Here is a 24113-nt window from a genome sequence, read left to right as displayed (position 1 = left end):
GTTCCAGGCGTCCTGGATATGCTGGATATCGATCATTGTCGTCATTTCTCTTGTCGCGTTCATTTTATGGGAATTCCGCGTTAAGCATCCGGTGGTCGATTTGCGTATCCTTAAAGACAGGAACCTCGTTGGAGGCATGGTAATCGCTTTTATGATCGGTTCGATCATGTACGGAGTGATGGCGCTCATGCCGCTCTTTTACCAGACGATGATGGGATATACGGCCTATTTAAGCGGGCTTATACTGGTCCCGCTTGGGATAGGGGCTTTTACCGGGGCCCTGTCAGTCTCGCGTTTATGTAAATACTTTGAAAATAAGGTATTGATGGCCGTGGGCCTGGCCATGATCGGGATTGCGGCGTTGTCTCTCGGCAATATTAACCTGCAGATCTCCATGGATTCGAGGGTGATCCCGCTTTTTGTCCTGGGTTTTGGCACGATGATGGTCTTTGTGCCGTTGTCGATCGTGGCTTTCGGGACGTTGCATGCCAGGGACATAGGAAACGGCTCCGGGCTTTTTAACCTTATGAGGAATATCGGGGGCAGCGTCGGCATCGCGGTATCGACGACGATACTTTCCCGAATGGCGCAGACGCACCAGGCGATACTCGTGGGCCAGTTGAACCCCTTTAACCAGCTGTATCAGCAGGTATCGAAGGCGTATGCCGGCCTCGCGGACGGCCTGCTTTACAGGGAATTATTACGCCAGTCCGCCCTTCTTTCATATATCGATTGTTTCCGCTATTACGGGATCATTGCTTTCTCTTGCGTGTTCCTGGTGTTTATTTTCAAGGAGGTCAAGAATAAAGGGACGGTCATGATCCATTAGATGAGAAACCTTCAAAGGGTAAAAAAGTTTTGCGTAATAACGGCCGCTATCTTCCTTACATCCGGCTGCGCGAGTGTACGGCACGCCGTTCCGGAAAACATGATGAGCAATGTACGGGTCTTTGGGATGCGGGATATCAGGGTGTATAGCGGTATCCCAAGCGAATACTTCAAAAAAGATATTGTCAGTTTGATCGATCCCCGCGGAACAGGCGGGACATATTCGATGCTTGCGATTTCCGGAGGAGCCGCTAATGGCGCATATGGCGCGGGTTTACTCAGCGGGTGGACACAGTTCGGGACAAGGCCGGTTTTTAAGGTCGTTACGGGCATAAGTACCGGGGCGATAATAGCGCCTTTCGCTTTCCTCGGAAGCAAATATGACGGCAGGTTGGAGGAATTCTGCACGAAGTATTCGACGAAAGATATTATGAAGATAAGCATCCCGTTCGTGAATTCCTTTGCCAGCCCCAGGCCGCTGAAACGCCATATTGATAAATATTTCGACGGGCAATTATTGAAGGAGATAGCCGCCGAATATAACAAGGGCCGCAGGCTTTACGTGGGGACCACTAACCTGGATGCCCAGCGGCTCGCTATATGGGACATGGGGAAGATCGCCTCCATAGGCGATGATAAGGCTTTGACGTTGTTCCGTGAGATAATACTGGCGTCGGCATCCATCCCGATAGCTTTTCCACCCGTGCGTCTAAGGGTGCAGGCCGGCGATAAGACGTATGATGAGATGCATGTCGACGGCGGGGTGGTGAAACAGGTATTTTTCCTTTACGATGTCGTACAGGGCATGGAAGACGCCGCTAAGGAAAAAGGGACGGATATCCGCAATATGCGGTACAAGATATACGTGATCAGGAACGGCTATGTGGATTCCATCTGGAAGGAAGTCCCGGACAGGTTATCTGCCATTGCTGAGCGCACCGTAGATACGATGGTAAACGCCCAGAGTATCGGGGACATCTATCAGTTGTATACTTTCACGAAACTAGGCAAGGGTGATTTCAATCTGGCGTATATACCGGTAACCCATGTGTCTAAAGCGAAGGAGTTTTTCGATCCCGCCGAGATGCGTGAGCTGTTTGACATTGGGTTTAAGGAGGCGGCGCGGGGTTACGATTGGAAGAAAGTTCCTCCGGGAATGGCGCAATGAGCATAATAGATGAGATAAGGGAGCTGATAAGCGAGCAGATAAAGATGCCGCTCGAAAGGATCGCGCCTGAATCCCGGCTGATAGGGGATCTCTATATGGATTTCGTGGACCTAGTAAGACTGGCAATTGACCTGGAAGAGAGGTATGATATCAAAATATCCGATGAAGAAGTCGGAATAGTAGAGACTGTGGGTGAATTGGTCGAACTCGTTAAGGTGAGGCGTTATGTCGGTTAGGGAGGTCTGCAGCTATGGGAGGTAAGGGAATACTTAATATTTTTTTGGCGGCGTCGTTACTCATTTTATGCAATGCGGCTTTTGCCGCGGTATCCCAAGGCGAGAAAATAGTCTACAATGTCAACCCCGCAGGGAGAGCCGAATACGAGGATATAGGGCTGGTTGATTATCAGGGCAGGGAGTATTGGCTTGTGACCTTTCGCACCGAACTCACCGGGTTCAGCGACCTTGAAAAAATCTATGCCGATCCCAAAACAGGCCTGCCGTTGATAGTTGAGCGGCATATCAGCTGGCCGTTATCGAAAGAGTTCCTCGTCGAGGAATATGACCCTCAAAAAAATTCCCTCGTTATCAAGAAATTTATGAACGATAAACTCACCGACGAATACAGATATAAATCCGACAGTCCCTACCATAATGCCGTGTTGCTGCCTTTCTACCTGCGCCGGGTCGATGACCTTAACGCAGGGTGGAGCATGGTCGTGCGCCTTCGAGAAGTGTTTACCGTTACGCTGGTCGGTATCGAAGACGTGATGGTAAATGATAATAAGATAACGGCCTATCACTTCACCAGCAAGCCCGGCAAGTTCGAGATATGGATCAGCAAAGACAAGGACCGCCTGCCAGTCCTGATCAAGGGGACAGTCGGATGCAGTATGTCGATGCAAAGCCACACTCTAATTCCCAAAAATCCTTGATTTAGCAAATAATCTCCGCTATAATCAACGGCAAGATGAGAAAATTCCTTCCCGTTCTAACTTTTTTTTCCTTCTGCATCTCGATCCCTTCCGCGGTTTTTCCCGAAAACGAGAACTAATGACGCGCAAACCACTTCTTTTCGCAGCCGTATTATTCCTATCTTTTGCCGCGCAGCCCTTTTCCTCTGCGGACAGTCCTACTTATAGTTATAGCGATGGCATACTCCAGGCAATAAGCAATGCCACTACTCCCGCCGGTCATCTTGCCGCCGACGCTTCCATCGTTATAATACCCAACACCGGCGGCACGTTCGGGCTCCAATACGACGCGAGCGGGAACCTTATCACCAGGACGGCGACATATGCTTCGTTTTACAGCGGCAACTATGTCGACCAGTCGGGTTATACGATCCACGGTAATCCTACAACCGATGCCGCATGGGTGACTACCGGTAACGATTTCACGAAATTCTATGATAATAAAGGAGGCGGAGTCACTAATTCCGATCTTATAAAGGTCACCGAGCGAGGGCTAGGCATGGATAATTCCGGGACGCACAACGCCATAGTGGAGTTCGCGGTAGCCCCGAATAATAATACCATAATGCGGCCGACAAAAAACCCCGACATAACGAATTACGCCACGGTAAAAGGCGAATACGGCGACTTACTTGGTTTCGTTCAGCCTCCGTCTATGACGGACCCTCAAGTCTGGTTGGATTTCCAGGACTATTATGATCAATTCAGGAATGCGTCATATGGCGCCGACCCGGCTAAACGTTTTCCTTTCGGGCAATTGGGTTATACCTATTTCTGGGGGAACGGCGACAAGACAAATCTTGCCGACATCCAGGGAATGAGCGAATTCATCGTCTTGGGCGGGACCTCCGCGAATATCCACGGCATCTATTCGACCGTCTCGTACATATACACTAAAAACAAGAACGGCAGTTTTAGCTCGGACGCGGACGCGCAATACGGCAACGGTTTCGCGAGTTTCGATGTCACCGGGCCGTGCGATACCCTCTGGGCCGGCTCCCGTTTCCAGAAGAATGTCAGCCGTACCAGCGCCACCCCTAATGTTATAAACGTTACCGGCGCCGGCGGCGTATCGGGCGGACAGGGGATACTGGTCTGGTCGCTTAACTACGACGTCACGGTCGGGACAGGCCGCACCGTCACGACAAACGGCGACGCCGTGACTTCGAAGAAGTTCGGGCTCGCCGATACCGCAAGCATCGGTATTCTTTTTAAGGGCGATACCGCGCTCGGCACGCCCGTGACAAGCGGCATAAATAAACTTACCAATTCGGGAACGATCTCCGGCCCGGAAACAGGTGTCCGGGTCGATAACGGCAATACTATTATTATCAATAATGCCGGCGGTACGATAACCGGCACTACGGCTGCCATCCAGCTCGACGGCGGGACTACGGCAATAACGAATAACGGGACGATATCCGGTAATCTTATATTGAAGGCCAATACTACGGCGGCGCTTGATGTCGGCACCGGAAACGTGGCGCTTAGCGACGGCGGTATTTACAGCCAGGGGACGGGGACTACCTTGAAACTTACCGCAAACTCTTCCTCAAATTTCGGTAATGTTACGTCTGCAGGTAATGCCGTTGTGGCTTCCGGAAGCGCTGTCAACGTCACAGTCGGCGGTTATATGCCGAATAATACGACCCTTAAGGTGGTCGATGGCCCGGGCGGCACAAACGTCAATGTCCCGACTACTATCACGTCCAACAATTCGAAATATTCATTCTCAGGCGCAAGCTCAGACGGCGACCTCATCCTGACCATAATCCGTTCCGGAGCAGGCAACGGTTTTGCGGGCACCACCACCAACGGTAATTCATCCGCCGCAGGCGCGGTCCTTGATAATATTTCAAATCCCGCGGGCGATATGCTCACTGTTTTGGATACGCTTGATGCCTTGGACTCTACCTCGGCCGGCCTGGCCCTCGCGACGTTCACCCCGGTCGTCGACAGCGGAGTGACCAATGTAAGCAACACCGCCATCAACCAATTCATGGGGACCAGTACCGACAGGTTAGGGGGGCTCTTCGCCCGGGCGCATAATGAAGAAACGGGGGAGAGCGGCGTTTCAACCGGAAGCAAGGGAGAAAGCGGCTTCGAGGCATGGGGCAGGGGATTCGGCCAAGCCGCCCACCAGGACCCTCGCGGAACAAGTAACGGCTATTCCGCCACCATCTGGGGCACAGCCCTCGGAGGCGATATCCCCGCATTTAACGATAAGGTCCGATTCGGCGCCAGCGGCGGCTACGCGGCATCTAACGTAAACTCCAAGGACAACAGCGGAAGAACCTACATCAATAGTTATCAATCGACCTTCTACGGCGGATATATAGACCCTGAAAAGCCATACTACATAAACGGCGCCTTTTCGTTCGCCTATAATACATATAAAGGAAAGAGGAATATCGACGTAGGCGCCATAAGAAGAATAGCCAACTCCAGCTATCGCGGCCAGCAGTACTCAGTCTTATTCGACGGCGGTTATACCTTTAAAGCCAAGAAGATCAACATAACCCCGATCGCCTCGCTCCAGTACCTGCGCTTAAACCTCCAGAGCTACAACGAGACAGGAGCAGGCGCGCTCGACCTAAGTGTGGCAAGCCAGGGTTATAATATGCTAGAGTCCGGGCTGGGCATGAAACTCGACCGCCCCTTTGAGGTCAGCTACGGCACGTTAATACCCGAGGTCCATGTCCGGTGGCTCCACGATTTCATAAATGACAATCAGGCTACTACCTCGACATTCGCCGGAGGAGGAGGCTCATTCGCTACGCAGGGATTCAATCCTGCCCGCGACGCCTTAAACGTCGGCGGAAGGCTTGCCCTGGTCACCAAAGGCAACTGGAGCCTTGATGCCAACTACGACTTCGAATACAAGCAGGACTTTACTTCCCATACAGGCTGGGCTGATATAAGGTATAAGTTCTAGGATCATTCGCACGCAAGGAGTCCCATGTTTCGCATAAAAAGGCCTATTGCGGCCTTGTTTTTGGTATTTTGCATAGCAGGCTGCGCGACACAATCTTTCTTCCTGGAAAAAAATAACGGGTTCGTGAAAAACCTTATACGCGGGCGCAATTTCACGCTGCTTTCGTACATTACAATAAACAGGAGAGGGGAGCCGCTCGTGATCTACATCGAGGGAGACGGCCTGGCGTGGGAGTCCCGTTCTCGCCCATCTTCCGACCCCACCCCGACGGATCCCCTTGTCATGCGGCTGGCTTCATTGGACCCGTCCCCGAATGTCGCATATCTCGCGCGCCCCGGCCAATATGCTTCCCTGGGCGCTTCGCAGTGTGACGCGAAATACTGGACGGCGAAACGCTTTTCACCCGAAGTGATAAAAGATATGGACCTCGCGGTCAGCCGTTTGCGCGATATGGCCGGAGCGCGGTCGGTGTCGCTTATAGGTTATTCGGGGGGAGGGGCAGCGGCCGTTCTTGTCGCCGCGCGCCGCGATGATGTCATAAGCATACGCACTATCGCCGGAAATTTGGATTGGAGCGCTGTCAGTAATTGGAATAAAGTGAGTCCGCTTAACGGGTCCCTTAATCCTATAGATTACGCGGCCAAGATCAGGGCCATTCCACAGCGTCATTTTATCGCCTCCGGCGACAGGACCATCCCGGCATCTGTTGCGAAATCGTTTGCCGGTAAGACCGGAGATGATGAACATGAGAGCATTACGGTAGTCAAGGGCACTACGCATCATTCAGGGTGGGAGAATAAGTGGCGAAAATTACTTGATATGCCGTTATCCCCAATCCCCAAAAATCCTTGATATAATAAGACATTACCCTTATAATATTTCCACCGTGAAGGAGATAATGACAACATGAAGAAAGCGCTTATTACCGGGATAGACGGACAGGACGGCTCATATCTGACGGAATTCTTGCTTAAGAAAGGCTACCAGGTCCATGGCATCGTCAGGAGGGTGGCTTTAGAGGACCCCGAACACCAGCTTTGGCGGATAAGGCATATCCTGAAGAAGATCACCCTGCATCCCGGGTCTCTTGAAAGTTTTGCGAGTTTATTTAAAGTCGTTCACAAAATGAAACCCGACGAGTGCTACCATCTGGCGGCCCAAAGCTTTGTCAGCTATTCTTTCGAAGATGAGTTCTCGACCATTAACACGAATATCAACGGCACGCATTATATCCTCGCCGCAATCAAGGAATTGGCCCCGCGCTGTAAGTTCTATTTTGCCGCTTCCAGCGAGATGTTCGGCAAGGCCGAGGAAACCCCCCAAAATGAGAATACACCGTTCCATCCCAGGTCTCCCTACGGAATATCCAAGGTCGCCGGTTTTGATTTAACGCGTAATTACCGCGAAGCGTATGATCTGTTTGCCTGTAACGGCATACTTTTTAACCACGAGTCTCCCAGGAGAGGGTTTGAATTTGTCACGCGCAAGATAACCAATGCAGTGGCTAAGATCAAGTTTGGGCTGGCTAATGAACTCAAGTTGGGCAATTTAGACGCGAAAAGGGACTGGGGATTTTCCGGGGATTATATTAAGGCTATGTGGCTTATGTTGCAGCAGGATAAGCCCGATGATTATGTCATCGCTACGGGGGAAACGCACTCGATAAAAGAATTCGCCAAGCTGGCTTTTAGCCATGCCGGGCTCGATTGGAAAAAGTACGTAAAGATTGATAAAAAATTCTACAGGCCGGCCGAGGTCAATATTTTAAAGGGCGATTATTCCAAGGCGAAGAAGAAATTAGGATGGGAGCCGAAAGTTAAGTTCAAGGAATTGGTAAAGATGATGGTCGATTCGGATTTAAACCTTATTAAATCCGGATGCGATAGAAGATAACAGGGGGGGCGCTTGCGCAAAAAGTTATCGGTAGTGATACTGGCCAAGAACGAAGAAGAAAAAATAGAGAAGTGCCTGAAAAGCGTCGCCTGGGCGGACGAGATCGTGGTAGTAGACGGTTTCAGCGCGGATAAAACCGTAGAGATCTGCAAGAAGCATAAAGCAAAGGTCGTCCAACACCGTTTTGAGGGGGATTTCGGCCAGGAAAGGAATATCGGCATCGATAATTCTTCGGGAGACTGGATACTGCAGCTCGATGCCGATGAGACCGTCACCGACGGGCTTCGCGCCGCCATTACGGGTATTTTAGAACGGGAAGGGGAATTCGCCGCCTATAAATTCCTGCGCAAAAATTTCTTCATGGGGCACTTCATGCGCTATGGCGGATGGTACCATTATTCCCTTCATTTCTTAAAGAAGGGATTTGCCCGCTACCAGGGTAAGGTCCACCATGAACTTATCGTTGACGGTAAGATCGGCGTGCTTGACGCTGAGATCGAGCACCGTCCCTTCGACAATTTCTCCCAATTCATCGAACGGCATAACCGCTATACGAGCCTTGAGGCGAAAGAAATAGTCGATCTAAAGCGGTTCGCGGACGAAAAAAACGTCCGGTACCAGATACGCATAAAGACGGCAAAGCTTTTTTGGAAATTTTACGTCAAGAAAAAAGGTTATAAAGAAGGCATATACGGATTTATCTTTTCCTCCCTCTTCGCTTGGGTCCATTTCATTAAATGGGTAAAAGTATGGGAGTTGCTTTATTGCCATCCCGCGCAGCGCGCGTAACGAATATAGTGAAACCGGGTAAATAATTGAAGGGGAAAAAGTGAAGAAGATCGATTGCCTGAAATGCAAAAAACAACATTCTTGTTGTGATTTTGGGGCGTGGGTAGACCTGGAAGAAGCCAAAAAGATATTATCCCTTAAGTTAAAAGGGGATTTTTATCATCTTGAGGAGGATAAAGATTTTCCTTCCGGATACAGCGTCGGGACGAGCTACGAAGATAACCGCTGTTCTTTCCTTACCCCGGAAGGGCTGTGCTCTATCCACAAAGTCGATTATAATCTGAAGCCGGCCCATTGCAAAGAATTCCCGTATGAAAAAGGGAAATTATCGCCGCTTGCAGATGTGTTATGCTTACGGGCTAAACCAAAAAGAAAAAAGAAAAGAGGACATAATGGCAAGAGATAATTATTCGTTTAAAAAGTACCAGAGAGAAATGGCAAATAAAAAGAAGAAAGAAGAGAAGAGGCAGAGCAAACTGGACAAGAAAGCCATACAGGCTAAAGCGGAGACAGAGAAGCCCTCAAATGAGGACGTCCCCGTAGCATAAAGAAACGCCGGCTAGATTTATACCCAAAAAAGGGTATTTTATGTTATAATATCGCAGTGAAATACAAGCACGCCTTATTCCTGAATCCCTATATCGAAAGCAGCAATACAAGCGTCATGAAGCTCTTTCCGCCGACCGGCCTCGAGTATGTCGCAAGCAGCGCCGAGGGGCTTGTGGCTAAGCTGACGCTTATCGATCTTAGATACGAAAAAGAACTGTCAGATCCGGCTAAGCTGCTGGATTTTATAGCAAAAGAGATCGATATTGTCTGCGTAAGTATAGGCTGGGACCGCCAGTTCAAGGAGATATGCGAGCTCCTTAACCGCTTCCCGGCCAATATACCGGTAGTCGTCGGAGGGTATAAGGCGACGGAGATGGCGGATGAATTTTTCAAGATCTGCCCGAATATCACTATAGTGGTCCGCGGGGAAGGGGAAGCGACGATACAGGAGATACTCAAGGGCCTGCCCCTGAAAGATATCCTCGGCATCTCTTACGTGGAAAAAGGCGTTGTGGTCCATAATAAGAACAGGCCCCTGCTGGATATAGAGGATATGCCTGCCCCGCGCCGTTCTTTAAGGAATAATAAATACAGCCTTGCCGTGAACGGGATCGAGATGATGAATCTTACCTTTGATTCGATCCTCTCCGCGAGGGGCTGTCCCCACAACTGCAAATTCTGCACATTCAACATGAACCCGCTCGGCCAAAGGCGGACTTATACGGCGCGCAGCGTCGACTCGGTGATCAGGGAACTGGAAGAGGTAACCGCCCAGATAATCCTGTTCAGCGACGATAACCTTTTTGCCGACGCGGGCAGGGCGGAGAAGATATGCGACGAGATAATAAAGCGCAAGATAAAAAAACGTTTTATCGCCCAGGCCCGCATCGAGTTATTCAAACATCCCCGCCTTCTAAGTAAGATGGTCAAGGCGGGATTCAAGGCGTTGCTGGTAGGCATAGAGTCCCCCCACGATCGCATATTGGCGCAGCTGAACAAAGGTTTTGATTCCGCCACGGTCAGGGAAGCGTTCAAGGTACTGACGAAATATCCGATCTTCTATAACGGTTATTTCATCTACGGCAATATAGGCGAGAGCAAAGAGGAGATGCTCTACATACCCGAATTCGCCAAAGAGATAGGGCTGGATTTTATCACCTGCAACAAACTCAGGATAGAGAAGTATTCCCCGCTGAGGGAGTTGGCGGAGAAGACGCCCGGTTACCATATTACCGAAAAGGGAGAGCTTTATTCCGATACATACGACTATCCGGCGCTAAAAAAGATAGGCAGGACGATAAAGTTCTCTTTTTACACCCCGCAGCGCTATTTTAAAATATTCTTTAAGGGTGCCTTTCAAAACAGGGTTTTGAGCTTCGGAGAGGTCGTCTCGTTTATTTGCGTAATACCGCGCCTGCTTGCCGGCGTCTTCGCGAGGGAGATAAAAAGGGGCAGGCTGATGGATTCGCTTAAAAGAACGTTTGTAGTTAACAGGGCTTGACCAACCATAAGGAGTAAATATCAAAAAAGTAAGGACTTCATCCAAAGGCAGGAAATGCAAATACCTGCACTGCAAACAGATCTTGAGCATTTATAATCATGAAGGTTATTGTCATGTCCACCTCGGACAGGTTCCTCAAGACCGGAGATCAAAGGATTAAAAAACATGATGACGCATAAAATAAACGATAAGGACCTGCCGCAGCCGGCCAATAACCATGCCGCCGACGGTTTTTACGGCTTGGGCATCGCGCCTAAGATCCTCGATATCCTCGAACGGATAAAGTTCAAGGTGCCGACGCCGATCCAGCTGAAAGCGATCCCGATAGCGATGCAGGGCAAGGATATAGTCGGCGTGGCCCAAACCGGCACCGGCAAGACGCATTCATTCGCCATCCCGATGGTGCAGATCCTCGCGCAGAAGAAGGGCGCGGGCCTGGTGCTGGCCCCTACGAGAGAATTGGCCATTCAGATCGACGAGGCCTTCCAGGCGATAGCGCGCCCGTTCGGGATAAAGACGGCATGCCTTATAGGCGGCGCTTCCATGCACGAGCAGATACAGTCCCTGCGCAAAGGGCCGCGCGTGATCATCGCTACGCCGGGCAGGCTCATAGACCATGTCGAGCAGCGCAACGTATCGCTCGGCGGTGTCGCTATGCTGGTCCTCGACGAGGCGGATCGCATGCTCGATATGGGATTTGCCCCGCAGGTCGACAAGATCCTGCGTTTCGTCCCGAAAGACCGGCAGACGATGCTCTTTTCCGCGACTATCCCGAGGGAAGTCATGGCAATAGCCGCCAAGTATATGAAACTCCCTGTTAGCATAGAGATCGCTCCTTCCGGGACAGCGGCCGAGCATGTGACGCAGGAATTATTCATTGTCAGGAAAGACGCAAAATCCCAACTTCTCCGTAAGCTGCTCGCGCAATACCACGGCGCGGTGCTGTTATTCTCCCGCACCAAGCATAACGCGAGGAAGATCGCTCACTCGATAAGGGATATGGGGCACAGCGCGGCCGAGATACACTCGGACCGTTCGTTGGGCCAGCGCCGTGAAGCGCTCGGAGGGTTCAAGTCGGGCAAATACAAAGTGCTCGTAGCCACAGATATAGCCGCGAGGGGCATAGACGTCACCGGCATCGAGTTGGTCATTAATTACGACCTGCCGGACGACGCGCAGAATTACGTGCACCGCATCGGACGCACGGGCAGGGCGGGCCATAAGGGGCACGCGATCTCATTTGCCACGCCGGACCAAAGCAGCGATGTCAGGAGCATTGAAAAGCTCATCAGGGCTTCGCTTCCTATCGCGAAACATCCGGAGATCCCGCAGGAGCAGTTCGACAAATCTTCAGGCCTGGGGAGATCGTATCATTTCGCGCCGAGGCGCCGCCACGGCCGCAGGTGATCACCGGAAAAAAGTCAACCCCTCAAAAATCCTTGAAATAGAAAGTCATTATCCCTATAATACAAACAATAACCCACCCTAACGGAGAAGGTCAGCGTGCCAAAACGCAATGACATCAAAAAAGTTTTAATAATCGGCTCCGGCCCCATAATCATCGGCCAGGCCTGCGAATTCGACTATTCCGGGACACAGGCGTGTAAAGCGCTGCGCGAAGAAGGTTATGAGATCGTCCTGGTAAACTCAAACCCCGCCACGATAATGACCGATCCCGGGATGGCAGACCACACTTATATCGAGCCTTTGACCGTAGAGAGCCTGACCAAGATCATTGCCAAGGAGAGGCCGGACTCGCTGCTTCCGAATTTAGGCGGGCAGACCGGGCTTAACCTGTCTTCCGCGTTGAATAAAGCCGGGGTGCTGGATAAGTATAACGTGAAGATAATCGGCGTAAAGGCCGACGCCATCGAGCGCGGGGAAGACCGCGAGGCGTTCAAGGATACGATGAAGAAGCTGGGTATCCCGGTGCCGGCTTCCGAGATCTGCCTTTCCGAGGAGGAAGCGCTGAAGACCGCCCAGAAATTAGGATATCCGGTCGTCGTGCGCCCGGCATACACATTGGGCGGCACAGGCGGCGGCATCGCTTATAATGAAGAAGAGCTGCGTATCCTATCCCGCCGCGGCCTGAACGCGAGCCTCATACACCAGGTCTTGATCGAGGAAGCGGTCATCGGGTGGGAAGAGTTGGAACTGGAAGTCGTGCGCGATGAGAAGGACCAAAAGATCACAGTCTGTTTCATCGAGAATATAGACGCGATGGGTGTGCATACCGGCGACAGTTTTTGCGTCGCGCCGATGATGACGGTCCCGCAGGAGCTCCAGAAGAGGATGCAGGATTTTTCCTACAGGATAGTCGACGCGATAGGCGTCGTGGGGGGCACTAACATACAGTTCGCGCATAACCTCAAGGACGACCGCCTTGTGGTCATCGAGATCAATCCGCGCACCTCGCGCTCATCCGCCCTTGCTTCCAAGGCAACAGGTTTTCCCATCGCGCGCGTATCCACAAAATTAGCCGCAGGCCTGAACCTTGACGAAATACCTTACTGGAGGAAGGGAACGCTGGAAAAATATGAGCCGTGGGGCGAATATGTGGTCATTAAATTTGCCCGCTGGGCTTTTGAAAAATTCCGCCAGGCGAAAGACGTGCTGGGGACGCAGATGAAAGCGGTAGGCGAAGTGATGTCTATCGCCAAGAATTTTAAGGAGGCGTTCCAGAAATCCATACGTTCCCTTGAGATCGGCAGGCATGGATTGGGGTTCGCCAGGGATTTCCATAATTTGTCGTTACAAGAATTAAAATCCCGCCTCGCCTATCCATCCAGCGAGCGCGTTTTCCTGATGTATGAGGCGCTGAGGAAGGGCATAAGCGTGGAAGAGCTTTACGGCCTGACATACATCGGCAGGTGGTTCATCAAGGAAATGAAGGAGATGGTGGAGTTTGAGGAGGAGATGATGGGATCCGGATGGGCGGGGCTATCCGGCGCTTCCTTAAAGAAAGCCAAGGAATGGGGATTCAGCGATAAATACCTGGCGAAGATATTCAAGGTGAAAGAAAAGGAAGTGCGCATTCGCCGTAAAAAAGTGGTTGGAAACGCGCGCTTTGAGCCCGTGCCGGTGAGCGGCGTGAAAGAGGCGGCATATTATTATTCCACTTATACCGCGGGAAAAGACCTGGTGCCGGTCTCCGGCAGAAAGAAGGTCCTTATCTTAGGCGGCGGGCCGAACCGTATCGGGCAGGGGATCGAATTCGATTATACCTGCGTCCATGCCGCGTTCGCCTTGCGCGATGAAGGCATTGAGACGATCATGATCAATTGCAACCCCGAGACCGTTTCTACCGATTACGACACCTCCGATAAGCTTTATTTTGAGCCGTTGACCGTCGAGGATGTATTGGCCATTTGGGAGAAAGAGAAACCGGAGGGCGCGATCGTGCAGTTCGGCGGACAGACGCCGCTCAATATTGCCGCCGAACTCGAGGAGAACGGGGTAAAGATCCTCGGCACGAGCACAAAGAGCATCGCCTTCGCCGAAGACAGGGAGTTATTCAGGCAGAAGATGATAGAGCTGGGGATCCGCCAGACAGACGGCGCGACGGTATTTTCGATGGAAGAGGCGATAAAGGTCGCCGGGCAGACCGGTTATCCTGTCATGGTCAGGCCCTCTTTTGTGCTTGGCGGCCGCGGAATGGAAGTTATTTACGATGAACAGATGCTGATCAAATACGCGAAAGACGCGATCCAGGTCAGCCCCGAGCACCCGATGCTCATCGACCGCTTCCTGGAGAACGCCACGGAATGCGAAGTGGACGCTCTTTGCGACGGGGAAGAGACTTTTACGGCCGCGGTGATGGAGCATATAGAGCATGCCGGGATACATTCGGGGGATTCGGCCTGCTCGATCCCGTCGCGCACCATCAAGCCTGAACACCTGAAGACCATCGATGAATGGACAAAAAAGATAGCGAAAGAATTAAAGGTGAGAGGGCTGATCAATATACAGTTCGCGATCTGCGAAGATAAGGTCTATATATTGGAGGCGAATCCCCGCGCCTCGCGCACAGTGCCGGTCGTCTCCAAGACCGTCGGCATACCGCTGGCGCGCATCGCGACACTTTTAATGTTAGGAAAAAAATTAAGCGACTTTCCCGAGCTTATTCACAGGAAGCTCCCTTATGTCTCGGTAAAAGAGGCGGTGTTCCCTTTTAATATGTTCCCTGAAGTCGACCCGGTATTGGGCCCGGAGATGCGAGCGACAGGAGAGGTTATGGGTATCGACCAGGACTTCGGCCTGGCGTTCTTTAAGGCGCAGGAAGCCGCCGGGACAAAATTGCCCACCGAGGGAAACGTGCTGATCACGGTGGCAGACGCGGATAAGGAGGAACTCTTCCCGATCGCCGCGAAATTATCGCAAATGGGTTTTAAAATACTCGCCACCGAAAATACCGCCCGTTTCCTTAAAGGGAAGGGAGTGGAGGCGGCGCCTATCAAGAAGATGCACGAGGGCAGGCCCAATATCGCCGACGCGATCAGGAACAGAGAGATAAGCCTGGTCATCAATACTCCTATCGGAAGGTTGAGCGCCCACGACGACAGCTACATCCGCATGCTCGCGATCCAGTATAAGATCCCTTATGTGACGACGATAGCCGCGGCCAAGGCGACGGTCGACGGGATAGATTCGGTAAAACGTAAACAAAGCCGGCCGAGGTCATTGCAGGAATATCATGAATTATTAATAAAAGGAGGGGCAGATGCCTCAGGTTAAGGAGATAACCGCGAATGAATTGGACGCAAAAAAATTTATCGAGGAAAAAGCGGCTGAGATCTCGCGCGCGGTGGGCGGCGGCATAGCGATCAACGCGCTTTCCGGAGGGGTCGATTCTTCGGCAGTGACCATGCTAGGCCATAAGGCGCTGGGTGAGAGGTTAAAAACATATTTCATCGATAATGGGATAATGCGCGAGGGGGAGCCCGAGCAGATAGCGTCGGTCTTCAAGAAACTGGGAGTGAAAGTGGAGATCATCGACGCGCAAGACGCGTTTTTTGGCGCGCTCAAGGGTATCACCGATCCCGAAGAGAAACGCGAGGCGATCACCCAGACCTTTTACAAAAAAGTATTCGGAGACCTGGTGAAGAAGAGCGGCGCGAAATATCTTTTACAAGGGACGATACTTACCGATGTCGACGAAACTGTCGCCGGGATCAAGCGCCAGCATAACGTCTTTGAACAATTGGGCATCGACCCGCAGGAGGCGTTTGGATACAAGATCATCGAACCGCTGGTGCAGCTGAGGAAAGACGGAGTCCGCAAGGTCGCCGAGGCGGCGGGATTGCCCGTATCTATCTATAATCGTATGCCTTTTCCCGGGCCTGCGCTCTCCGCGCGCGTCATCGGGGAAGCTACGAGGGAACGCATAGAGCTTGTGCGTAAAGCGACCGTTATCCTCGAGCAGGAGCTGGCCTCGGCCAAGGCGTTCCAATATATGGCCATATTGCATAACGACCGCGTCACCGGGATGCGCAACAACAAGAGGGAATTCGGCCAGCAGATCGAGATACGCTGCTGGGACAGCATCGACGCGCGCCAGGCGCGACCGACGCAGCTGCCTTTCGGCACGCTGGAGAAGCTGGCAAACCGCATACTTGCGGAAGTGCCGGGCGTGGTCAGTGTCACATATAATATCGCTCCCAAGCCGCCTTCAACTATGGAAGCGGTATAAAAATTATGACTATCAGGACAAGGATTACGATCGCTTTATTGGCGGTTGCCTTGATACCCGCGCTGATCGTGGGCCTCCTGAGCTTCAATAATTATAAGAGGACGATCGAGACCGTCCACCTTTCTGAACTGGGGAATATCACAAGTTTTAAAGCGGACAGTATAGAGACGTATTTTGCCGGTTTAAAGGCCGATATAGAAGTAGCCAAGAGTTCTTTTGCCGTCAGGAATAACATCCCTGTCCTGACCCGCCTCTCTTTAGATCCCGACGACCCCGAATTCATGTTTGCCAAACAACAGATAGACGTGACGGTCCAGCGCATGCGGAAGGTTTGGAACTTATTCGATATCATGCTTGTGAGCCCCGAAGGCAGGATAGTCTACTTGAGCGATACAACCAACGGGCCCAAGAATTTCCTAAAAGTCCTGAATGACCCGCAGGGGAAAGCTTTCGGGGAAGGCAAACGCGCTATTTATTTTACGGATGTCTTCCGCGACGATTCGGAAGGCGGCAGGTTGGTAATGCTCATTACGGACGCCGTCTTTGATCTCAAAGATGTTTTTGCGGGGACCATAGTTTTTAAGGTCGATATGGCGCCTGTCTATAAGCTTATCCAGGATGTTAAAGGATTGGGGAATACGGGAGAAGTCCTGATCGGCAAGAAAGAAGGCGATCAGGTAGTGTACCTGATGCCTCTAAAATATGACCCGCAAGCGGCGCTGGAGAGAAAGATCCCCATTGGCGATAAGGCCGGTTTACCCATCCAGGAAGCCGTCATGGGAAAGACCGGGACCGGCATATCAAGGGACTACCGCGGCGCGAAAGTGATCGCGTCCTGGCGGCATATCCCCTCCCTGGGATGGGGGATGGTTGCGAAGATAGATGTCGATGAGGCTTTTGCCGATATAACGGGATTACGAAAAATCGTAACAGCCATATTGGCGCTTGTATTCGTTTTGGCGGGGGTCATGTCATTTTCGATCGCCCGGTCAATCTCCCGGCCTATAAAAATGCTCTCCAAGGGCGCGGAGATAATCGGCGCAGGTAACCTTGACTATAAAGTCGCGACCGGTTCTAAGGACGAGATCGGTCAGCTGTCACGGTCGTTTGATATGATGACGCAGGATTTAAAAAAGAATGCTATGTACGCTCGCAGCCTGCTTGAAACTTCTCTCGACCCCTTTGTCACCATCTCTCCTGAAGGTAAGATAACCGATGTAAACGAAGCTACCATCAGGGCAACCGGGAAGACCAGGGAAGAGCTTATAGGCACAGACTTTTCCAACTACTTCACTGAGCCCCAAAAGGCGCAGGCCGGCTACAGGCAGGTCTTTGCCGAGGGGATTGTCACCGATTATCCCTTGACCATACGCCACAAGGATGGCAGGTTGATAGATGTCCTATATAACGCAAGCATCTATAAGGATACTCGCGGCAACAGACTGGGGGTCTTTGCCGCGGCGCGCGATGTGACTGAGCTCAACCGCGCGGTGGAAGAATTAAAGCGTCACCGTGACCAACTGGAAGCGATTGTGAAAGAACGCACCGCAGAAGTCAATTCGGCAAATAGGGAGCTCCTCAGGTCCAACGAGGGCCTGGAACAGTTCGCCTATGTCGCCTCGCACGACTTGCAGGAGCCGTTGAGGACGATGGCGAGCTATTCGCAGCTATTGGAACAGCGCTATAAGGGAAAGCTTGATAAGGACGCCGATGAATTCATAGGTTTCATCGTAGACGCGGCCAAGCGGATGCAGAAATTGATAACCGACCTCCTGGCATATTCGCGCGTCGGCAGGACCGATACGGAACTGCGAGAAACCGATTGCAATTCGGTGCTCGGCAGGGTCGTATTCAGCATGGGGCCGGTGATAGAAGAGAATAAAGCGGTAATAACCCATGATAATTTACCGGTGATGGCATGTAACGAAAGCAGTTTCATCCAGCTCTTCCAGAACCTCATCGGCAACGCCATAAAATTCCGCGGCGAGGAGACGCCCCGCGTGCATATCAACGCGAAGAGGCAGGGAGATGAATGGCTCTTTTCGGTGCGGGATAACGGCATAGGGATAGACGAGAAATATAAGGACAGGATTTTCTTGATATTCCAGCGCCTTCACGGAAGGGATAAATATCCGGGCACCGGGATAGGACTTTCAATATGCAAGAAGATAGTGGAGAGCCGAGGAGGGCGCATCTGGGTCGAGTCAAAATTAGGCGAGGGCACAACCTTCTATTTTACGGTCCCCGAAAGCAAAGGAGGCATATCATGAAGAACGGCGAATACGTAGTACCTATTGACATCCTGCTCGTGGAAGACAATCCCGCGGATGTCCGGCTTACGACCGAGACGCTTAAGGACGAGAAGATCTTCAGTAACCTTCACGTGGTAACTGACGGCGAGCAGGCGTTGCAATTCCTGAGGAGAGAGGGGAGATTTAAGGACGTCATCCGCCCTGACCTTATCCTTCTCGACCTGAATCTCCCGAAGATCGACGGACGCGAGGTATTAAAAGAGATAAAAAACGACGATGACCTGAAGTCGATCCCGGTAGTCGTATTGACCGTGTCGAAAGCGGAGAACGATATCATAGAATCGTACGATCTGCACGCCAATTGCTACATAACGAAACCAGTGGACCTGGGGCAGTTCGTGAAGGTCGCGAAGGCCGTCCAGGATTTCTGGCTGACGATAGTGAAACTTCCGCCTAAAAAGAAATAGGGATATGGGGCAGAACGATGGAAAAAAGAGATATCGACATACTGATCGTCGAAGATAACTCGACGGACGCGAGGTTTGTGACCGAACTGTTAAAAGGATCCACGGACCCGGCCTTCAGGGTGACGCACGCAGAAAATTTGGGCGAGGCGCTGCGGAAAATAAGCGGCGCGAAGCCCGACGCAGTATTCCTGGACCTCAACCTGCCTGACAGCCAGGGGCTGGATACGCTCTCGAGCCTCTTGGAATCCGACCAAAACCTGCCGGTAATAGTACTGACCGGCAATGACAGTGAGGCCGTGGGCCTGGCGGCGGTGCGGAGGAACGCGGCCGATTATCTTGTCAAGGGAAAGATAGATGTATCTATATTGATACGAAGTATCAGATATTCTATCGAACGCAAAAAGGCAGAGGAAGTGTTAAGAAGGGATAGAAGGATGCTCGAACGTCTGGTGGAGCAGAAGACGCAGGAAGCCCTGGCGTTACAGGAAGAGGCCGAGAAGGCGAAGCGCCTGGCTGATATCGGGATGCTTGCCGCGACAGTCGCGCATGAATTGCGCAACCCGCTCGCGGGCATAAGGCTTGCGGTATATAACATAAAAAGGAAAGTGCCGGACCCTATTATAGAAAATAACCTCCAAAATATAGATAATAAAGTTACCGAGAGCGACCAGATAATCAACAATCTTCTCTTCTATTCCAAGATCAAGGTGTCCCACCTTAAGAATGTGAACATATATAACATCCTTAAGGCGTCCGTAGAGGAGGCGCTGAGGGGAGAGGAGGGCAAACCCTCTCCGGTCAAGTTTTCAATAGACCCGATAAAGGAAATGACTTTCGAGGCCGATCCTCTCCAGCTTAAAGAGATATTCGCGAATATCCTCAATAACGCGATCGACGCTATTGATGAAAAGAAGGGGCGGATAGAGATCGGCGCGAAAATCGACGGAGATTTTTTGGTTATTTCGATAAAGGACAACGGGTCAGGCATAAATAAAGAGGATATGGAAAGGGTATTTGACCCGTTCTTTACCACAAAAGCCAAAGGCACAGGCCTCGGGCTTGCCGTTTGCCGGCAGATAGTAACTCTCCACGGCGGGACGATACAAATAGAAAGCGAACCGGGAAAAGGAACGAACGTCTCCATCAGTTTACCAAAAAAATAGTGAGGAGCCTGTAAATATGAAATTCATACTCTTGTTGGCGGCCCTACTTTGCTTTTTTCCTTCCATCGGATTTTCCTCGGAAATAAAGATAACGGCTTCCTCATCCGAGGCCGCGTTAAGCCCTGAAAACCTCCTTGACGGCAATATGGCCACCCGTTGGAGCAGCAAATTTTCCGACAATGAATGGCTTGAGATAGACCTCGGGGAGGCCAAAGAAATATCCGGCCTGACACTCTTCTGGGAAACAGCATACGCGTCCTCTTACGAGATACTATTGTCTTCGGACGGTAAAGAATGGAGGCGCGCGTATAAGCAGGATAAAGCCGCCGGCGGGAACGAGGAGGTCTCTTTCGAGAAGACCGCGGCAAGGTATATAAAGCTGGTTTTTAAAAAGAGGACCACAAAATGGGGATATTCGCTCTTCGAGATTTCCATATTCGGGCCCGGCATAGATAATTCCGGCAAAATAAACGAAGGAGAGATCATTCCTCTCGAAGGTAAATGGGATTTTAAGACAGATCCCCGCAACATCGGGATCAAGGATAAATGGTTTACATCCGCCGGCGCTCCGGGGGACTGGGCGCAGATCGAGACAGGGCGGTTTTGGGAAGACCAGGGTTTTCCGGGCTACGACGGTTACGCCTGGTATAAGAAAGATATTTTAATTCCCGCAAACTGGAATGACGGCAAGGCCGTCCTGATGGCCGGCGGAGTAGATGACGCTTACGAGTTGTACGTTAACGGCCAATTCGCCGCCGGATACGGCCCCCGGGTCACGAACTCGAGGATCCCGGGAAGCGTAAACCAGACCCTGACCGTCTCGACCGTCGGGAAATACCTGGCGCCGGGCAAACCGAATAATTTTACTTTCCGCGTCTTCGATGATTGGGGCGGCGGCGGCATATCCAAACCCCCTATAGTACTCGTGCAGGACGAGGACGTCGTCCCGCAGATAAAGAAACGGCTGGACGCGCAAAGTTATTACCAGATGAAAGCGAGACCCTCGGAAAGGAAGTATTATCCCGTATGGATAGGAGGCCGCCAGGCCTACTGGACCGCGATCGGCGTAGAAGGGGATAAGGCGGAAAGCTGTTTTTGCGAAGACGGGCAGCTTCAGTTGTATAATTGGGGCCCATCCCTGATGCCGTTCATTTACCTGGACAAAAAACTTCTCACCCGTGATGACTTCCGGATATCGCAATCCCTCGAAAAAAATTATCTTCCAATGCCTACGGTGACCTGGGAAAACGACGACCTGGTTTTTTCCCAGAGATCGTTCGGTTACGGCAAGCCGGAAGAATCCTTCACTTGCGTTCGTTATACGCTGAAGAATAATAGCAAGAGGGTATTGGCGGGCAAACTGTTCCTTACGATAAGGCCTTTCCAGGTCTATCCATCCTGGCAATGGAGCGGCGGGATGGCGATGATAAGGAGCCTGGAATACGATACGAAAGGCAGGCATACGGTAAGGATCGACGGGAAAGACCGCTTGATCTCGCTCCGGGCCCCGGATAAATTCGGCGGTTCAACGTATATGGAAGACGGCCTCGTCGACGCGCTGAAGGCCGGGACGATAGCCGCCAGGCCGTCAATTAAAGATCCTTTCGACTACGCATCAGGCGTCCTTGAGTATGATTTCAGGATCAAGCCGAAGGGTGAAAAAGAATATTTTTTCATCATACCCCTGCATGGCGCTGAAGCGGCATTAAAAGTATTGAACGGCAAAGGCCCGGAAAAGGACTTTGAGGTGATGCAGGTAAAGACGAGAGAGTTCTGGGAAGAGAAATTAAACCGGGTACAGGTGAACATCCCGGACAAAGAGATGTCGGATGCCGTTAAGACCAGCTTGGCATATATGTTCATCAATAAGAACGGGCCGATGCTTCAAGCCGGCTCAGGCGCCTACAAGAAGTCGTGGATACGCGACGCGTGTTCGGCCTCGGCCGCCATGATGAGGATGGGCCATACCGAAGAGGTGAAGGAATATATCGATTGGTTCACCGGATGCATAAAGGCGGACGGCAAGGTCCCGCCCATCATGATCTCGGAGACTGCCGCCGAACCCGCCTGGGAGAGGGAATTCGAGGAGTACGACAGCCAGGGCCAATACGTCTATTCGGTGCTTGATTATTACCGCTTCACGGGAGATAAGGAATGGCTCAAGGGCAAGTTGCCCGCGGTAAAACGCGTCCTAGATTTTACTGAGGCCCTGAGGAAGAAAGAGACATCCGGTATATTCCCCCGCTCGGTCAGCCACGAGGGTTATTTCCCGGCGCCGGGCGTGCACAGTTATTGGGATGATTTCTGGGGCATCAAGGGATGGAAAGACGCCGCGTCCATCGCGGATATTTTAGGGGATAAAGAACTGGCGGACCGCGCTGAAAAAGAAGCGGAAGATTTCAGGAGGTGTGTCAACGATTCCATTAAAGCTGTCCAGGCATCAAAGAAGATAGATTTCATACCGGGATCGCTCGAAAGGGCCGACCTTGACGCGCCGTCAACGGCTATCGCGGTCTGGCCGACCGAGGAATCGAAATACCTGCCCCAGCCTTCCCTGGACAATACCTTCGGGATATTCTGGACGAAGCAATACCTGCCGAGGCTGGCGAGCTGGCCAAAGTGGTCGTATTCGCCGTATGCCTTCAGGATAGCCCAGGTATTCGTCCTGTCAGACCAGAGGGATAAGGCCGTAAAGATGCTTGAGGAATTTATGAGTATGCGCAGGCCGCTTGCCTGGAACCAGTGGGCGGAGGGGATATTAGCAGATGACCGCAGGCCCTGGTTCGTCGGAGACCTGCCCCACACCTGGGTCGCCTCCATATTCATAAACGCGTTCAGGAGCTTATTTGTATATGAGGAGGACGGCCGGCTCATCCTCGGGCACGGCATACCGGAGAAATGGCTGTCGGACAAAGAAGGCGTCTCGATAGGGAATTTCCCGACATATTACGGGAACCTGAGTTATTCCGTAAAGGAAGAGAACGGCGTCCTGCAGATCAAAGTCTCGGGCAGCGCTGCTCCCCCCAAGGGTTTTGTTTTCAAGCTGCCCCGCAAGGAAGGAATAACGGGAGTAACGGTCAACGGAGTAAGCCACCCGGAGTTTTCAGGAGGGGAGGTAATTTTTTGATTACAAAAGGAAAAGGTTGACATTTTAAGGCGAAAAATAGTATAATTTAGTCGATTTTAAAGGGAGGCTGCTGTTTTTGGTTGGGAGAAAGTTAAAAATAAGTAAACGTTTTCCCAAATAAAGATGAATTATACCTATAAAAAATATTGTGATAGAAAAAGGATGGGAATCTTTCCCGTCCTTTTGTGTTTTTTAGGGGTATTTTTGCTGGCTTCTCCCTCAGATGTTTATGCCGATACACATTACTGGCAGCCTGATGCCGGGGATAGCAATTGGAGTGACGCCGCTAATTGGTGGTCAGCGGGCGGCGGAATTCCCAGCGCCAATGATGATGTGAGATTTGACGTAAATGGCGCCGGTAATTGTGTCATAGATGTCGATACGGCTTCGCTCGAGTGGCTTGACACGACCGATTATGTGGGCATAATAAAACAATCAGGCGGCACTGTAACGACAACCAATGATTTAAGCATTAAAGGCGGAACATGGACTACAACAAACGGCCGCGCCCTCAGTATCGGACGCGACATCAATATTGAGAATGGGGCCGTTATCAACCTGGATAACGGCCAAACCGTAACTGTTTCTAACGACATGAATATTACCAACGGCACCCTCAATGCGAACGGTTCTACCATCAGAGTCAAGCGGAACTGGACTTCTAACGGGGCTAACGCGGTATTCAATTGCGGGACCGGCACGGTCATCAGCACTGTGACCGACGGCGATGCTTGCGGTTGGAAGACAAAAGATACCAACCCGTTCTACAATCTCGAGAA

18 protein-coding genes are annotated in these 24113 nt (G+C 51.5%); all 18 read left to right on the top strand.

Going from position 1 to position 24113, the window contains the following annotated elements; translation table 11 throughout:
• Positions 1 to 829: MFS transporter (locus WC317_06675; protein ID MFA5339810.1), on the top strand; the 829-nt coding region annotated here is incomplete at its 5' end.
• Positions 830 to 1996 (top strand): patatin-like phospholipase family protein, encoded by a 1167-nt coding sequence (locus WC317_06670; GenBank protein ID MFA5339809.1) that lies wholly within the window; start codon positions 830 to 832, stop codon positions 1994 to 1996.
• The gene (locus tag WC317_06665) at positions 1993 to 2232 is read left to right on the top strand and encodes an acyl carrier protein (GenBank protein ID MFA5339808.1); all 240 of its coding nucleotides are present in this window, start codon (positions 1993 to 1995) and stop codon (positions 2230 to 2232) included. Before WC317_06670 ends, WC317_06665 begins: the two co-directional genes overlap by 4 nt.
• A gap of 14 nt (positions 2233 to 2246) precedes the next feature.
• Positions 2247 to 2930 carry a hypothetical protein gene (locus tag WC317_06660; GenBank protein ID MFA5339807.1) on the top strand — a complete coding sequence of 228 codons (684 nt, stop codon included), beginning with the start codon at positions 2247 to 2249 and terminating at the stop codon, positions 2928 to 2930.
• 118 nt (positions 2931 to 3048) lie between these two features.
• The gene (locus tag WC317_06655) at positions 3049 to 5904 is read left to right on the top strand and encodes an autotransporter domain-containing protein (GenBank protein ID MFA5339806.1); all 2856 of its coding nucleotides are present in this window, start codon (positions 3049 to 3051) and stop codon (positions 5902 to 5904) included.
• A 24-nt stretch (positions 5905 to 5928) separates the two neighbouring features.
• Positions 5929 to 6756, top strand: coding sequence for an alpha/beta hydrolase (locus tag WC317_06650; GenBank protein ID MFA5339805.1), 828 nt, complete (start codon positions 5929 to 5931; stop codon positions 6754 to 6756).
• A gap of 54 nt (positions 6757 to 6810) precedes the next feature.
• Positions 6811 to 7797 (top strand): GDP-mannose 4,6-dehydratase, encoded by a 987-nt coding sequence (gmd, locus tag WC317_06645; GenBank protein MFA5339804.1) that lies wholly within the window; start codon positions 6811 to 6813, stop codon positions 7795 to 7797.
• Between the two features lie 12 nt (positions 7798 to 7809).
• A complete protein-coding gene (locus tag WC317_06640) occupies positions 7810 to 8586 on the top strand; it encodes a glycosyltransferase family 2 protein (protein MFA5339803.1) in 777 nt (258 codons plus the stop codon).
• Positions 8587 to 8626: 40 nt separating this feature from the next.
• On the top strand, positions 8627 to 8992 hold the full coding sequence (locus tag WC317_06635) for a YkgJ family cysteine cluster protein (protein MFA5339802.1): 366 nt from the start codon (positions 8627 to 8629) through the stop codon (positions 8990 to 8992).
• A 198-nt stretch (positions 8993 to 9190) separates the two neighbouring features.
• Positions 9191 to 10636: a radical SAM protein gene (locus WC317_06630; GenBank protein MFA5339801.1), complete on the top strand. Its 1446-nt coding sequence runs from the start codon at positions 9191 to 9193 to the stop codon at positions 10634 to 10636.
• A gap of 165 nt (positions 10637 to 10801) precedes the next feature.
• Positions 10802 to 12043 (top strand): DEAD/DEAH box helicase, encoded by a 1242-nt coding sequence (locus tag WC317_06625; protein ID MFA5339800.1) that lies wholly within the window; start codon positions 10802 to 10804, stop codon positions 12041 to 12043.
• A 96-nt stretch (positions 12044 to 12139) separates the two neighbouring features.
• Positions 12140 to 15370: a carbamoyl-phosphate synthase large subunit gene (gene carB / locus WC317_06620; GenBank protein ID MFA5339799.1), complete on the top strand. Its 3231-nt coding sequence runs from the start codon at positions 12140 to 12142 to the stop codon at positions 15368 to 15370.
• A complete protein-coding gene (locus WC317_06615) occupies positions 15357 to 16325 on the top strand; it encodes an asparagine synthase-related protein (protein MFA5339798.1) in 969 nt (322 codons plus the stop codon). The genes carB and WC317_06615 overlap by 14 nt, the downstream gene beginning before the upstream one ends.
• A gap of 5 nt (positions 16326 to 16330) precedes the next feature.
• Complete coding sequence (locus tag WC317_06610; protein MFA5339797.1) at positions 16331 to 18595, top strand: ATP-binding protein; 2265 nt, start codon at positions 16331 to 16333, stop codon at positions 18593 to 18595.
• Complete coding sequence (locus WC317_06605) at positions 18592 to 19044, top strand: response regulator (GenBank protein ID MFA5339796.1); 453 nt, start codon at positions 18592 to 18594, stop codon at positions 19042 to 19044. Before WC317_06610 ends, WC317_06605 begins: the two co-directional genes overlap by 4 nt.
• Positions 19045 to 19061: 17 nt before the next feature.
• Complete coding sequence (locus tag WC317_06600; GenBank protein ID MFA5339795.1) at positions 19062 to 20207, top strand: hybrid sensor histidine kinase/response regulator; 1146 nt, start codon at positions 19062 to 19064, stop codon at positions 20205 to 20207.
• Positions 20208 to 20223: 16 nt separating this feature from the next.
• Positions 20224 to 23334: a discoidin domain-containing protein gene (locus WC317_06595; GenBank protein MFA5339794.1), complete on the top strand. Its 3111-nt coding sequence runs from the start codon at positions 20224 to 20226 to the stop codon at positions 23332 to 23334.
• Positions 23335 to 23496: 162 nt separating this feature from the next.
• A partial coding sequence (locus WC317_06590; protein ID MFA5339793.1) for a hypothetical protein occupies positions 23497 to 24113 on the top strand: 617 nt, incomplete at its 3' end.

Source organism: Candidatus Omnitrophota bacterium, assembly GCA_041653595.1.
In the GTDB taxonomy this organism is placed as follows: Bacteria; Omnitrophota; Gorgyraeia; order Pluralincolimonadales; family Pluralincolimonadaceae; genus Pluralincolimonas.
This window is presented reverse-complemented; position numbering and strand designations above follow the sequence as displayed.

Coding starts and splice junctions, on each gene's coding strand:
- WC317_06670 (MFA5339809.1), top strand. CDS start 830: ATGAGAAACCTTCAAAGGGTAAAAAAGTTTTGCGTAATAACGGCCGCT.
- WC317_06665 (MFA5339808.1), top strand. CDS start 1,993: ATGAGCATAATAGATGAGATAAGGGAGCTGATAAGCGAGCAGATAAAG.
- WC317_06660 (MFA5339807.1), top strand. CDS start 2,247: ATGGGAGGTAAGGGAATACTTAATATTTTTTTGGCGGCGTCGTTACTC.
- WC317_06655 (MFA5339806.1), top strand. CDS start 3,049: ATGACGCGCAAACCACTTCTTTTCGCAGCCGTATTATTCCTATCTTTT.
- WC317_06650 (MFA5339805.1), top strand. CDS start 5,929: ATGTTTCGCATAAAAAGGCCTATTGCGGCCTTGTTTTTGGTATTTTGC.
- gmd (MFA5339804.1), top strand. CDS start 6,811: ATGAAGAAAGCGCTTATTACCGGGATAGACGGACAGGACGGCTCATAT.
- WC317_06625 (MFA5339800.1), top strand. CDS start 10,802: ATGATGACGCATAAAATAAACGATAAGGACCTGCCGCAGCCGGCCAAT.
- WC317_06615 (MFA5339798.1), top strand. CDS start 15,357: ATGCCTCAGGTTAAGGAGATAACCGCGAATGAATTGGACGCAAAAAAA.
- WC317_06610 (MFA5339797.1), top strand. CDS start 16,331: ATGACTATCAGGACAAGGATTACGATCGCTTTATTGGCGGTTGCCTTG.
- WC317_06605 (MFA5339796.1), top strand. CDS start 18,592: ATGAAGAACGGCGAATACGTAGTACCTATTGACATCCTGCTCGTGGAA.
- WC317_06600 (MFA5339795.1), top strand. CDS start 19,062: ATGGAAAAAAGAGATATCGACATACTGATCGTCGAAGATAACTCGACG.
- WC317_06595 (MFA5339794.1), top strand. CDS start 20,224: ATGAAATTCATACTCTTGTTGGCGGCCCTACTTTGCTTTTTTCCTTCC.